Below are 13454 nucleotides of genomic sequence, written 5' to 3'. Positions count from 1 at the left end.
GTCTTTTTGTCAGTCGCGCATGGATTCAAATTCATTCATGTCCGCGGTTGAGTCTTTTTGAAGGATGAATGCTTGTGAAGGGATGGCGATTTGAACGTCTTCATTTTCAAGTATCTCCATTATATTAAAGTTAACATCTTCTTTGAGTGATAGATATCCCCCAAAGTCTGTTGCATTTGAGAAGAAATATAGGTAGAGATTGAAACCAGAATGACTAAACTCGTCAAATTTCACAAGAATCGTTTCTGGATGTATTTCTGGGTGTTCAATGAGCATATTTTCTATTCTCTTAATGACGTTTTCCAACTTATCTTTTGGTGTTGTGAAATTTATACCTAGATGAAAAGCAATCTGTCTTTTACCCATTTTTGACCAGTTGATGATAGGTTCATTCGAAAGGGTAGCATTCGGGACAGTAACTAAAGCTTGGGCAAAAGTCCGTACTTTGGTACTTCGAAATGTGATATCTTCAATGGTTCCTTCCACGCTTGGTGTTTTGATCCAATCACCAATGGTAAAGGGTTTTTCTGTAACGATGACAATTCCTCCAAAGAAATTGCTGACGGTATCCTTAGCGGCAAGTGCAAAGGCTAATCCTCCTAAGCCAAGTCCGGCAACAAATCCATTGACGTTAAATCCCCACTCTTCCGCAATGATAGAGAAGCCCAAAGCCATGATGATTATTTTAATGATTTTTGTAAAGAATGGCATGACAATTAGATCTACCTCAAGACCGAATTTACTGACCAATTTCGGAAAAAGGATGGTTAAGATCGAACTGATATTGATCATCGTCCAAAAGAATAAGAAAGCAAAAAATGAACGGTATATCTTCGATTTTAATTCATCCGAAGGTATGTCAATCGGAAAATAATACAACGATAGAATCACACCGAGCAAAACGATAAGCCATCTCATCGGCTGTTCTAAGGCAAGCATTAAGTTGGCTGCAAATTCAACTTTGCGTTTTTTTGCAACTCGTAGAAAGAACTTGAATATATAGGTGGTAAATACTTTCCGAAGCAAAAGGACGATTAGAAAAATACCTATTGAAATTCCTAGTTTGGTCCATGCCTCTATTCCATCAAATTGATGGAGAGATTGAGAAACTTCTTGCAATGTATTACTCCTCCAATGTATCTTGTAGTATTGTAGAATACTAAGATTATAATATAATCATAATGAAAAAGGAAAATTAATCGATGATTACATTTATTACGTTACATTACGGTTCACTGAATACTTTTTCAAGTTATTAATGTTAGGGATATATGGTAATATGGATGCAAAGTGATTTTTTAAGTTTGGAAGGTGGAAATATTGACTAAGAAAATAGTGTTTACTGGAGGCGGCTCAGCCGGCCACGTGTCTGTTAATGCAGCCATTATCCCGGAATTTTTAGAGCATGATTGGGATATTACTTATATTGGTTCAAAAAAAGGTATAGAAAAAAATATTATCGAAAAGGAATTTCCTGAAATCCGTTATGAAACGATTTCAGTTGGGAAATTCAGACGATACCTATCAGCGGAGAACCTAAAAGATCCGTTCCGAGTCATTAAAGGGATTTTTGATGCACGAAAAATTTTAAAAAAGACAAAGCCTGATTTCATATTTTCAAAAGGCGGGTTCGTATCCGTACCAGTCGTATTGGCGGGAAGGATGCTGAGAATCCCGATTGCCATACATGAATCGGACTATACACCTGGCCTAGCTAATAAAATTGCAATGCCGCTTGCATCGAAAATTTTCACCACGTTCCAGGAGACAGAAAAGGACTTGCCAAAAGAGAAGGCCATGTATCTTGGAGCAGTATTACGGGATGGGATTTTTTCTGGAAACGCTTCGAGTGGAAAAGCATTTTGTGGTTTTACGAACAACAAGCCAGTGTTACTCGTTATGGGTGGCAGCCTTGGAGCTGTAAAAATCAATAAATTGATTACTGAAAACCTTGAAGCATTATTAAAGGACTACCAGATTATTCATATTTGTGGAAAAGGGAATGTCCAAACGGAATTGAAACAAAGAGGGTATGCTCCTTTTGAATATGTCCACGAAGAATTATTTGACCTTTTAGCAGCGGCTGATGTAGTTGTTTCAAGGGCTGGTTCAAATTCAATCTTTGAATTCCTTGGTCTGCAAAAGCCAATGTTGCTCATTCCGCTAAGTGCCAATGCATCTCGTGGGGATCAAATTTTAAATGCTTCAAGCTTTGAAAAACAAGGTTTTTGTAAAGTCATTCAAGAAGAAGATTTAAATGATCAAATCTTTAATAGCACATTAGCTGATTTAGTGAATAAATCAGATGAGTATCAAGCGAAAATGCGTCAAAAGCGCCCATTCAAAACGGCGGCTGAAATGTATGATTTATTAATTGATGTAATGACAGCAAAAAAATAAGTATCAATTCCCTCTTCAAAGCATATCTTTTTCGAACAGAGGAGGGGGTAGTATGGCTTATAAATATTCCAAAGGTTGGTTCGTTCAACAATTAAAAGATGCAGAAATAAGATACCATCCAATTGAGCGAAGAAAGCTGGAGCTTTATAAAACCCATATTTTGAGACGTTTATACGAAGACCTGCAAAAAGAGAAACCATAAAAGAACCGTAACTGCTAGTACGTTTGAACTGCACCCCAATTGTTAGACAACATCTAACAATTGGAGGTGCAGTTTTTTTGACTAAATATACGATAGACGAAAAATTACATGCAGTTTTAGAGTACTTGGAAGGGAAAAAATCCTATAAATCCATCGCACAAGAAAGAAATGTAGGTTTATCCCCTCTGAAGAGATGGGTCGCTCGCTATCTAGAACATGGGATGGAAGGAATTGCTTCATCCTATACAAATTACACTCTGCCCTTTAAACTAGAGGTACTTAATTATATGAACGAATATGGGGCATCGATCAGCGAGACCGCTGTACACTATAATCTTCCTTCCGATTCTACACTTTTGAAATGGTCAAATCAGTTGAAGGAAGGAGGTATAGACGCCCTTAAACCAAAGAAAAAGGGGCGTCTATCCATGAAAAAAGAAACCAAAAAAACATCACCAGCTAAAGGCTCTCAAGAAGCACTTCTTGCCGAATTAGAATACTTACGTGCAGAGAATGCCTATCTAAAAAAGTTGAATGCCTTAGTTCAAGAAAAGGAAGCCCTACAAAGAAAGACAAAGCGAAAGTAGTCCATGAACTAAGGAAACAATTTGATTTAAATCTGCTTCTATCCATTTCTAACATGGCACGGAGTACATACTATTATTGGGTAAACGCCTTCGGGCGTGAGGATAAATACACAGAAATGAAATCCCTTATCGAAGAGATTTTCCATACGCATAAAGGGCGCTATGGGTATCGGCGTATCACCCTAGAATTACGTAACAGAGGTGCTCGCATCAATCATAAAACAGTTCTCCGATTGATGAATGAACTAGGATTGAAGTCTTTAGTTCGCATGAAGAAATACCGTTCGTACAAAGGGAAAATCGGCAAGATTGCACCCAACATTCTAGCACGTGATTTCAAGGCAACAAACTCAAATGAAAAATGGGTGACAGACGTCACAGAATTCCATCTAGCTGGGGAGAAACTATACTTATCGGCCATTCTTGATCTGTTTAATGGAGAAATCATCGCCTATAATGTCGAATCTCGGCCTGTTTATCCCCTCGTTTCCAAAATGCTGGAGAAAGCCTTTGACCGCTTGGAATCGAAAGATTCACCCATTCTTCATTCAGATCAGGGCTGGCATTACCAGATGAAACAATATTCGCATGATTTGAAAAGACATAACATTACACAAAGCATGTCCCGTAAAGGAAATTGTCTCGATAATGCGGTCATAGAAAACTTCTTTGGCCTATTAAAATCAGAGTTACTTTATCTTCAAGAATTTGAAAGCATGGAGCATTTCAAACAAGAATTAGAAGAATATATCCATTACTACAATCATCAACGAATCAAGGTAAAATTAAAAGGCATGAGCCCGGTAGAATTCCGGGTTCATGCCCTCAAGGCTGCCTAATTAAATAAAGTGTCTAACTTTTTGGGTTCACTTCAGTTGCGGTTCTTTTTTCTAAACGTCGTTAACTTTTTGTGAGGAGATTAGTAAACCTAAAAAAATTTGTGAAAAGTCTATAATAGTAGAATAGTACGAAACTAGAATAAATAATAAAGAAGCCGACTCTTTTTGGGAATTTCTAACTAGAGGATCGGCTTCTTTTTTTGTATGAAAAACAATCCTTGGATATAAACCCAATATTCAGCAAAAGATAAACCTCAATAATAAACAGTAAACAGTTGCTGGTTCCTATATAAAATACTTTAAGTTCGGAGTTTAAAACATGACAAAGATTAATTCCAAATCCTCACTAAATATTGTTGTCCTTTCAGTAGGATTGCTGAATCACGTTATGATTATTCCTCTCGTACTAGAGGTAGCGGGAAGAGATGCTTGGTTATTTGCCGCTCTTACAGGACTTTTATCAATAGCTTGGGGGTTCCTTTTATATTGGATATTAAAAAAGAAAAAAAAAGAACACCTCTTTCCCTGGCTGGAAAATCGGATTGGTAAACGATTTACCAAGCTGATATTCTTTTTCCTCGTAATTTATTTGATTACGATCATCTTGACGACAGCTAAAGATATGGTTGACTGGATCAATACAACTTCTTTAAATCAAACACCACCATTTGCCATTATTATTCCTTTTGCGTTGATATGTGCTGCACTTTCTTACTCGAATCTTAGATCAATTGCTATTAATTCAGCTATTTTATTACCTTTTGTCATTATCCTTGGTATCTTTGTAGCCACTGGTAATATTCCCGAAAAAAATTATGATTTTCTATTTCCTCTATTCGAACAAGGCTATTTTCATGGCATTAAGTCAATGTACTACATAGCAAATGGATATTTGGAGTTGATTATCATTATATTGTTCCAGCATCACCTATCTAATGGGGATTCCATTAAGCTGAAAACAGTTATTGGAATGATGGTTATTGTAACTATATTAATTCTCGGGCCGCTTACTGGTGCCATTGTTGAGTTTGGACCCGTCCTGTCTAATGAAATGCGCTATCCGGCTTATGAACAATGGCGACTGTTGACAATTGGAAAATATATTGCCCATACTGACTTCTTTTCCATATATCAATGGCTTTCAGGCGCATTTATTCGAATTTCTATAGCCATGTTTTTAATTCCTGATTTATTAAGAGTCAAATCACTGCTCATTAAAAAGGGGATACTCATGAGTCTTGCCATTATGATGGTTATCATCACTATTATTCCTCTTAGTAATATCATTTTTTATGATTTTTTAAAGAACTATTATTTTCAAGGAACTTTCTTTTTCCTTGTAACCCTAATTCTTTTGTTTACAGTTACCGCAGTTATACAACCTAAACGGAAGGAGGTTTCTGATGAAACTATTCAAAAATAAACAAATTGAACAGTCATTTTATAACGAAGAGTTCTTCAGGCAGCTTTTCAGCAATAGTCCGGACGTATCATTTAAGGTGATATTAGGTGAAAATGACGAAACAGCTAAAATCACTTTATTTTTTTATCCTGGAATGGTAGATACTCTTGAGTTGAATGGCAATGTATTACGAAACCTCAAATCAATGTTAGATAAGAAAGATAATATTAGAAATATGATAACGGCATTTCATCCTTCATTAGCATTGACAGAAATTTCTTGCAGTCCAGTTGACAACGACGATGTAAATAGACGGATTTTTAGCGGCGAAGTGTTAATTTTCTTTCAACAATCACAACAGCTATTTTCATTACCTTTGCCTGATGTTCCCAACCGGAAGCCAGAGGAATCTTCATTTGAAGTATCCCTTCGTGGACCACGTGATGGATTTGTTGAAGACCTTTCGACAAACGTTGCTCTCATTCGTAAACGGCTGAGAACAGGTTCCCTCTCTTACGAAGAGTTTATTATTGGGAATCGCAGTCAAACTACAGTAGCACTGATGTATATAGATGACATCATCAATCCTGAACTTGTTAGGCTCGTCCGTGAAAGACTGAATACTCTAGATGTTGATGTGTTAATTAGTAGCCATCAGCTTGAGGAACTCATCTCTAAAGGGAAATTCAAATTATTTCCTTTGACTCATTATACAAGCAGACCCGATTTTTGTGTCGGATCATTAACCCAAGGCAGGTTTATAGTACTTATGAACGGTGCACCTACTGTTATCATAGCCCCGACCACTTTATTGCTTCAGATTAAAGCAGCTGAAGATTCGAGTCTTCCTTTTCTATTCGTTTCTTTTGAACGGTTTCTTCGAGTATTTGGTTTGATTTTTTCTATTTTACTTCCAGGGTTTTGGGTAGCTTTATCAGCATATAACATTGACCAGATGCCTTTTCCTTTACTTGCAACAGTCAGCATCTCAAGGTTGGGCCTTCCTGTTTCTGTTGCCATTGAAATGTTCCTTATGCTCGGTTTATTTGAGCTATTTCGAGAATCTGGAGTAAGGCTGCCACAAGCAGTTGGTCAAACTGTGGCGGTTGTAGGTGGTTTAATTGTCGGTGATGCAGCTATCCGTGCCGGTTTGACGTCCCCAACGATGCTTGTTATCGCTTCGGTCACATCAGTCGCATCCTATACATTAGTTAATCAATCTTTAACGGGGACTGTATCTGTGCTTCGTTTATTTATCTTAATATTAGGTTCTGTTCTAGGCATCTATGGTCTTCTTGTTGGTTTCTTAATTGTTACTTGTTGCGTCTCTTGTCTTGAGTCATTTGGAGTTCCATATATGAATGAATTTTCACCGCCTAATTTCCAAAAACTCACAGATGCTATTTTCAAAAGACCGTGGTATTCAAAGAAAAAAAATGAAGGTGCTCTTGATCGCACGCAAAAGGGGGAGTAACAATGACACGACGTTTGTCGAAGCTTTTCCTTATCTTTTCGGTCTTGTTCATTTTAACAGGTTGCTGGGATTATAAAGACATTCAGGATATCCATTATGTAACTGCTTTAGGAGTAGATTATGAAGACGGTAAGTATGTTGTGTATGTGCAACTTGTTGATTTGTCTGCTGTTGCCAAAACTGAAGCTAAAAGTTCGGAACCAACAAAAGTTTATATAGGCAAACATAGTGGAAAATCCATATCAGAAGCCATTAATCACTTATATCAAACAGCTCAACAGCGATTATATCTTGGACAAGTTTCAACATTTGTGCTCACAGATAAAGCAATAGAGCATAATATTAATGATATAGTGGATGCCGCCTTCAGGTTTAATTTAATCAGGTATTCAAGTAATATTTTTGCGACAAAAAAACCTTTGGATGAATTGTTTTCTATAAAAGGGTTTTTTAATTTAACCCCTTTATACTCAGAGTTGCATTTTCCAAAACCTATCTATGAAAACCTTTCCTATATTGAACCGATTACATTGAGAACCTTTATTTCCACCTACAGGGATGTATCTATCACAACAACACTCCCAACTATTTCATGGAGTGGCAATGATTGGACTGAAGATAAAAAAAAGCGGAAGACCTTTACAATTGACGGGGCTTATGTGATTTATTATAAAAAATCCATGAATTGGTATTCAGTTGAAGACTTGAAAGGATCGCGTTGGATTACAAAGAAAACGAATAGAACACCAATCGAATTCACAAAAGCGAATGGGACAACTTATATTTCGTTAACTCACCCTCATGTAAAAATTAAACCGATTGTGAAAAATAATGAAGCTAAATTCACCTTAGATGTTGACATTAAGGGGAGTATTTTAGAATTATCAACAAACGATAGCTTGAAAAACCTTGAAAAATTTGTTCAGGATTATATAAAAAAAGACATTGAACAAACATTTGAAATTGGCTTAAAACGCAATGGGGATCCACTTGGTCTTGGCCAAAAATTGTACCGAAAAGACTTGCGATTTTGGAAGAACAACAATATTAATGAACCGAAGGATTATTTGCATGCAAATTCTTTCGAACAAATTAACATAAATGTTAACCTTGCCAATGCTGGTACTCTCGAATACAATCCGTTTAAAAATGAAAAACTCCCTAATAACTAAGTTCAGCATTAAAAAAACAGGGACTGGCAGTTTCAAAAGAACCGCAACGTCTCTTGACGTTGCGGTTCTTTTATTTTATAAAAAATTATCTATTAGAGGAAAGAAGCAGGAAATAAGGATACCGGCGATAGCCATGGCTGCGCCTGCGACAGCACCAGTAAATTCACTTTCCTGTGTAGCTTGCGCAGTACCGAGACCATGAGCAATAGTACCATAAGCAATGCCGCGAGCGAATGGCATAGTAATGTTAAGTTTATCCATCATTCTAGGGGCAATCATCGTACCTAATACTCCGGTCAAAATAACGAAGGCGGCTGAAACATTAGGGTTACCTCCATAAAGTTCGGTGATTTCTACAGCGATTGGTACTGTAATTGACTTAACCGCTAATCCTTGAAGAATGAACTGTGGAAGAGAAAAGGCATTGGCGATGACGAAGGCAAGAATTAATGTTACCGTAAGCCCTAAAAGCATGCCGCTAATAGCAGGAATTCCATATTTAACAATTATGGTCCTATTTTTATAAAGTGGTACGGCCAAGGCAACGGTAGCTGGGCCCAGGAAATAGGTAATGATGTCTTTACCTGTTGAATAATCATTGAAATCTAAACCGCTGAACAGAAGCACAAGAATAATTGTTACCGTACTAAAAAATACGGGAGTCGTAAAGGGTGATGGATGTTTAGCATATATTTTCCTTCCAATAAAATAGGCAAGGATTGTTATTAATATGCTATAAATGGTAATGAGCGTTGTCATGCTGTTTAACCTCTCCTCTATGGGATAACTTCTGAACCGTCCAGGCTGAAACGATAAATCCAAAAATTAAACTGACGCCCAATGTGAGTGCTAACGGCAGACCAAATTTTATGAAAAGCCACCCCATGGTCATTAAGCTAATAGAAATAGGGATAAAGAAAAAGGCAAGGTGCTTCACCAGAAATCCTGAAGTAAGTTCAATCCACTCGACTTTTAGAATTCTTGTCTGTAACAAAATGAATAAAAGAATCATGCCGATTACATTACCTGGAATAGGCAATTGAAGGTGATCAGATAAATAATAGCCAAGCTTGCAAAGGATAAGCAACATTAAAAGTTGCATGATAAAAGTAAATGATTTTTTCATGATTAGTTCCTTTCAAAAACGGTTTGAATATATTTGTGAATAAGTCAAGTGTATTCATTATAAAAAAATAATCCTAAAAATAATAGGGTATTGCAACATTCTTTTATATCTTCCTGTAAAAATTGAAAAAGGAGCGTTCCAATTTAGGAAGCTCCTATCTTATATGAATAATAAGTAACCTATCTTATCCAAGGATATTAACTTGCGTTATTTCTTTTATGCTTCAAGTAACTGCTGTTCGTCATCATCGTTCTGTCTAAGGATGTGAAAGGTGTATAAATCTTTAGGAATTTCATACAAATCAAAGATATCTTCACCATGATTAATTTGATCATAAAGGGACTTTCTTGTTCCGTTTGCATTGACGGCATAGGGGAGCTTTTCAGCGGCTTTCAAAGAGCGGATATTTTTTTTGCGAATACGCATGAAGACTGTTTCCATACCGAGCTCGAAAAAAAGCTCTTTAAAGAAAGCATCTTTTGCGATGGCATTATATCCTTTACCATGATAGGGTTTGCCAAGCCACGTGCCAAGGAAACCTGCACCATTTTCAATATCGTATAAAGAAATACAACCGATGGGGTTTTCCCATTCATCTAAAATTGTTCGTGAAATGAGTTCACCAGTTTCTTCGGCCTCGATCGTTTGCTTAGTAACGAATACATATTCTTCATATGAATCTACTTTATGGCGCACGAAAGGGAAGACATCTGGATGCGTCATTTGTTCATAAAGAGAAAAACAATCTGTAAAATCTCTCTTTTTTAACATTTCCGTCCCTCCGTTTGAGGGCAGTTCTTATGCGTAGTCGCTGCCCACCCTCGAAATTTTTTAAGTCGTTCGTCAAAAAATTTCGGGGTGGGAATCGAACCCACTAGAACCGGAAACCGGTGGCGCACCATTTGCCTTCCCTATTTTTATTGTCTGAAAATATATAAATCTAAAGAACCTTACGAAGGTATAATACTAAAAAAAAAACGGTTTGGGAATAGGTTTTTTGCCTTTTTTTTTCGTCAAATTTCAACTTTTTTATGAAGGTTAAAATTGGAAGGCAAACGCGTGCTTTTTTCTTTAGAAAAATTGATTTTATTCCCTATTTTTTTGAGAAATGCTTTTTGTTTTTATTAAAATTTCCCTGTAATTTGCATGAATAAAATGATCGTACCGAGTGCCCAAACATAAATAGAAAATATTTTCAGTGAACGCTTCTTTAAAAAATCAATCATCCACACAACGGCGATATAGCCAAAGATTGCTGCGGCCAGGGTACCGACAAAAAGGGCTGTGATTGGAAGCCGTTCAACATCTCCTGTAAAAATGGGTTTCATCTGAAATACGATGCCCCCTGTAATTGCAGGAATCGATAACAAAAAGGAAAAATAGGCGGCAGTGGCTCTGTCAAGCTTGCAGAAAAGTCCAGCGGCGATGGTCAATCCAGAACGTGATAGGGCAGGCATGATGGCAGCGGCTTGAAATGTCCCGATAATAAGGGCATCTTTTATGGAAATTTCATTCAGCGATTTGCTCCCTTTTCTTACCCCGTCTGCTAACCATAAAATCAGTCCGGTGACTAAAAATTCCCAGGCGATTGTCACTCCTGTTTTTGATAGGCCGTCAAACCAATCGCCTAGTAAAAGACCGGCAACCACAGCAGGGAATGTTCCTGCAATCAAGAGCAGCGTCATTTTGGAGAAAGGGTTTTTCAGTAAGAAAATAATGTCATCCTTGTAGACAACTAATAAGGCAAGCAAGGTTCCGATATGAAGCATGGTATCTAGAAAAATGCCTGCCTCGTCAAGATGGAATAAATGCCGCCCTAAATATAAATGTCCTGTACTTGAAATAGGTAAAAACTCAGTCAAGCCTTGAATGATTCCAAGGATAAAGGCTTGAAATTGATTTAGCAAAAAAACATCACCCCAGTCTAGGTGTTTTAGGACAATCCTTTATTTTATCTGTATGCACAAGAAGGATGAAAATGTTCAGATTTTTTGGAAATTAAATTACCAACAAGATTTGTGAAGGAAAAGATAGTCCTCTTCAACTTTTTTCGAATATAATGAAAGGAAAATGAAACTATTTGTTATTTGATTCGTAATTATTCATATGAGAGAGGAGGAGAAGACACTATGCCTACTAAAGATGAAAGAGTGTTTGCTGCCCTTATATATGTCATCAGCTTTTTTACAGCTTTTGTCGGTCCTTTGGTCATTTGGCTACTTAAGAAGGACTCGTCACAATTTGTAGATTATCACGGAAGGGAATATCTGAACTTTTTTATTTCCTACACCGTATATTCGATTGTTGCAGGGATTCTGTCACTGGTACTGATTGGATTCTTACTATTGCCGGTTATCGGAATAGCTTTAATCGTATTTACTATCATTGCTGCAGTCAGGGCTTATGAAGGAACAGACTATCGCTTTCCACTAATTTTTAGAATTTTATAGAATGTAAAAAGGGGTTCGTTATACACGAGTCCCTTTTTATCATCTGGGAATATTTACTTTGTTAGGAAAAATAATTACGACGCTGTGTTTAGTTCGATAATTGCCTTATTATTAAAAAAGGGAATAGGTCACATTAAAGCGAATAAAGTATTATAATATTTCCTTCAATAACCTTTAAGAGAAATGAGTGACAGGCTGCTTGACACCTTGCCGATAATTGTCAATTCAGACGGTGATTCTTCTATATAAGGAGTAAGGAGCAGAATATGAATATTCGCGAATATTATCAAAAAACGAGCAATTCAAATTTTCATGCATCTTGGATCTCTCTTGTATTGGCCATTGTTTTTTTTATTTGTCATGCTTTTACAATAATTCCTGGTAACATTTTATTGATAACGGCTCCATTTATTTTTTTAAGTATTGCCCAATTTGTAAGTCATCGGATTTATGAAAATAGAATAAAGGAATTGCCTATCGAACTAATTGAAACGAATACAGGTTTATTACAAACTAAACATGTACTACTGACTTTTATGCCTGCTCCAACTTTACGGCTACTCCTATTTGCGCCTAATGGGTCTCTTTTGGGCGAAATTCGAGATTTAAATATGAAGTGGTTCATGTGGATGGTTCCGAATTTCTTATCGATGCTATTGCCTAAGCGATATGAATTGGTCGACCATGAGGGGCATTTACTTGCTAAGTACTATATTAAAAGAGGCCTTTTTAATAAGGTTACGATTTTGGATCATCAAGGTGGGGTTATTGGGTTTTATCAAGAAAATAAGTCACTCGTGAAAATTAATGGAATGATTTATAAGTTTGACGGGACAGAATGGATGCCTGTTCAAACATCGGGAAGTTTAACTTCTTTTGAGATTAAGACAAAAGAAGGAGAAAAGGTTGTTTCGTACCAAGAAGGGTGGATGCCCTTAGAGTGGGGGAAAAGATTTAAGACAAATACACCTATTCTTACCTTTTCATCTAACGTTGAAGAAAGTCCAAAGATCATCATATTTGGGTTTTGTGCAGCTACTCTAAACCATCGCTCTAATTGACTAAAATATCTTTTTAACCAATCTTCGAAATATTTGATATAATAAAAGTGAAATACATAGAAAAAAGGGTGGTAATTATGAGTTTACTTAATGAAATTCTTGAATTTAATGAACAGTTTGTAGAAGAAGGTGAATATGTTAAGTACACAACTGATAAGTACCCTGAGAAACGTATGGTTATTATCAGTTGTATGGATACTCGGCTTGTCGAGTTATTGCCAAAATCTATGAATGTCAAAAATGGCGATGTGAAAATATTGAAAACTGCTGGCGCAATCGTCTCCCATCCATTTGGAAGCGTCATGCGGAGTATTCTTGTAGCTATTTATGAGCTAAAAGCAGATGAAGTTTTTGTTATACCTCATCATGACTGTGGAATGGCATCAGTTGATGCTGATTCTGTAGTTGAAAAGATGATTGATCGTGATATTCCGAAAAGTACCATTGATACACTTGGAGCTGCGGGAATAGATATCCGTAGTTGGCTTCGCGGATTTGATGATGTATATGAAAGTGTTAAAAAAAGCGTGGAAGTAATCAAAGGCCATCCTTTAATTCCAAAGAATATTCCTGTACATGGACTGATTATTTCGCCGGATACAGGTAAATTAGAATTGGTTGTTGATGGTTATGCGGTAGAAGAAAACCAATAAAAACAATTGGTTCGTTGAAAAAACTGTCGGAATTATTTCCGACAGTTTTTTTAAGTTTGAGAAATGCTATTTATTTTTATCAGTTTTT

Annotated in this window: 14 protein-coding genes; 9 read left to right on the top strand and 5 right to left on the bottom strand. The window is 36.6% G+C overall.

Annotated elements, in window-relative coordinates; genetic code table 11:
• Positions 1–9: 9 nt before the first annotated feature.
• Positions 10–1119 (bottom strand): mechanosensitive ion channel family protein, encoded by a 1110-nt coding sequence (locus RE409_RS16550; protein WP_207196109.1) that lies wholly within the window; start codon positions 1117–1119, stop codon positions 10–12.
• A gap of 201 nt (positions 1120–1320) precedes the next feature.
• On the opposite strand from RE409_RS16550, the gene RE409_RS16545 reads away from it, so the two are divergent.
• From RE409_RS16545 to RE409_RS16520, 6 genes are all read left to right on the top strand, one after another.
• The gene (locus RE409_RS16545) at positions 1321–2400 is read left to right on the top strand and encodes an undecaprenyldiphospho-muramoylpentapeptide beta-N-acetylglucosaminyltransferase (RefSeq protein ID WP_309557818.1); all 1080 of its coding nucleotides are present in this window, start codon (positions 1321–1323) and stop codon (positions 2398–2400) included.
• Between the two features lie 52 nt (positions 2401–2452).
• On the top strand, positions 2453–2602 hold the full coding sequence (locus RE409_RS16540; protein ID WP_082527397.1) for a DUF2639 domain-containing protein: 150 nt from the start codon (positions 2453–2455) through the stop codon (positions 2600–2602).
• A gap of 77 nt (positions 2603–2679) precedes the next feature.
• Positions 2680–4028 (top strand): IS3 family transposase gene (locus RE409_RS16535; protein WP_201182105.1). Its coding sequence is split into 2 segments (ribosomal slippage): positions 2680–3124 and positions 3124–4028, totalling 1350 coding nucleotides; the frame shifts between segments, so codons are not numbered across the junction.
• A gap of 319 nt (positions 4029–4347) precedes the next feature.
• Entirely contained in the window at positions 4348–5451 is a 1104-nt protein-coding gene (locus tag RE409_RS16530; protein ID WP_201224000.1) for a GerAB/ArcD/ProY family transporter, read from the top strand.
• A complete protein-coding gene (locus RE409_RS16525) occupies positions 5432–6904 on the top strand; it encodes a spore germination protein (protein ID WP_309557817.1) in 1473 nt (490 codons plus the stop codon). Before RE409_RS16530 ends, RE409_RS16525 begins: the two co-directional genes overlap by 20 nt.
• Positions 6905–6906: 2 nt before the next feature.
• Positions 6907–8076, top strand: coding sequence for a Ger(x)C family spore germination protein (locus RE409_RS16520; RefSeq protein WP_201224004.1), 1170 nt, complete (start codon positions 6907–6909; stop codon positions 8074–8076).
• 75 nt (positions 8077–8151) lie between these two features.
• Here RE409_RS16520 and RE409_RS16515 read toward each other — a convergent pair whose 3' ends face one another.
• The 4 genes from RE409_RS16515 to RE409_RS16500 all read right to left on the bottom strand — a co-directional run bounded on the left by RE409_RS16515 (position 8152) and on the right by RE409_RS16500 (position 11109).
• Positions 8152–8835, bottom strand: coding sequence for an LrgB family protein (locus tag RE409_RS16515; RefSeq protein ID WP_201224007.1), 684 nt, complete (start codon positions 8833–8835; stop codon positions 8152–8154).
• Positions 8810–9202 (bottom strand): CidA/LrgA family protein, encoded by a 393-nt coding sequence (locus RE409_RS16510; protein WP_053346572.1) that lies wholly within the window; start codon positions 9200–9202, stop codon positions 8810–8812. Before RE409_RS16510 ends, RE409_RS16515 begins: the two co-directional genes overlap by 26 nt.
• A gap of 216 nt (positions 9203–9418) precedes the next feature.
• Positions 9419–9973 carry a GNAT family N-acetyltransferase gene (locus RE409_RS16505; RefSeq protein WP_201224009.1) on the bottom strand — a complete coding sequence of 185 codons (555 nt, stop codon included), beginning with the start codon at positions 9971–9973 and terminating at the stop codon, positions 9419–9421.
• Between the two features lie 353 nt (positions 9974–10326).
• Entirely contained in the window at positions 10327–11109 is a 783-nt protein-coding gene (locus RE409_RS16500; protein ID WP_201224011.1) for an undecaprenyl-diphosphate phosphatase, read from the bottom strand.
• Between the two features lie 222 nt (positions 11110–11331).
• Between RE409_RS16500 and RE409_RS16495 the strand changes: the two genes are divergently transcribed.
• From RE409_RS16495 to RE409_RS16485, 3 genes are all read left to right on the top strand, one after another.
• Entirely contained in the window at positions 11332–11652 is a 321-nt protein-coding gene (locus tag RE409_RS16495) for a DUF4870 domain-containing protein (RefSeq protein ID WP_056520737.1), read from the top strand.
• Between the two features lie 266 nt (positions 11653–11918).
• On the top strand, positions 11919–12713 hold the full coding sequence (locus RE409_RS16490) for a hypothetical protein (RefSeq protein ID WP_201224013.1): 795 nt from the start codon (positions 11919–11921) through the stop codon (positions 12711–12713).
• 77 nt (positions 12714–12790) lie between these two features.
• Entirely contained in the window at positions 12791–13366 is a 576-nt protein-coding gene (locus tag RE409_RS16485) for a beta-class carbonic anhydrase (RefSeq protein WP_053346567.1), read from the top strand.
• Positions 13367–13454 lie beyond the last annotated feature (88 nt).

The organism is Peribacillus sp. R9-11 (assembly GCF_031345095.1).
Lineage (GTDB): Bacteria > Bacillota > Bacilli > Bacillales > DSM-1321 > Peribacillus > Peribacillus butanolivorans.
This window is presented reverse-complemented; position numbering and strand designations above follow the sequence as displayed.

What these genes read in the sequence shown, in the direction of transcription:
- RE409_RS16505 (WP_201224009.1), bottom strand. Translation starts at nt 9,973, where the DNA reads ATGTTAAAAAAGAGAGATTTTACAGATTGTTTTTCTCTTTATGAACAA.
- RE409_RS16490 (WP_201224013.1), top strand. Translation starts at nt 11,919, where the DNA reads ATGAATATTCGCGAATATTATCAAAAAACGAGCAATTCAAATTTTCAT.
- RE409_RS16515 (WP_201224007.1), bottom strand. Translation starts at nt 8,835, where the DNA reads ATGACAACGCTCATTACCATTTATAGCATATTAATAACAATCCTTGCC.
- RE409_RS16530 (WP_201224000.1), top strand. Translation starts at nt 4,348, where the DNA reads ATGACAAAGATTAATTCCAAATCCTCACTAAATATTGTTGTCCTTTCA.
- RE409_RS16520 (WP_201224004.1), top strand. Translation starts at nt 6,907, where the DNA reads ATGACACGACGTTTGTCGAAGCTTTTCCTTATCTTTTCGGTCTTGTTC.
- RE409_RS16510 (WP_053346572.1), bottom strand. Translation starts at nt 9,202, where the DNA reads ATGAAAAAATCATTTACTTTTATCATGCAACTTTTAATGTTGCTTATC.
- RE409_RS16525 (WP_309557817.1), top strand. Translation starts at nt 5,432, where the DNA reads ATGAAACTATTCAAAAATAAACAAATTGAACAGTCATTTTATAACGAA.
- RE409_RS16485 (WP_053346567.1), top strand. Translation starts at nt 12,791, where the DNA reads ATGAGTTTACTTAATGAAATTCTTGAATTTAATGAACAGTTTGTAGAA.
- RE409_RS16540 (WP_082527397.1), top strand. Translation starts at nt 2,453, where the DNA reads ATGGCTTATAAATATTCCAAAGGTTGGTTCGTTCAACAATTAAAAGAT.
- RE409_RS16495 (WP_056520737.1), top strand. Translation starts at nt 11,332, where the DNA reads ATGCCTACTAAAGATGAAAGAGTGTTTGCTGCCCTTATATATGTCATC.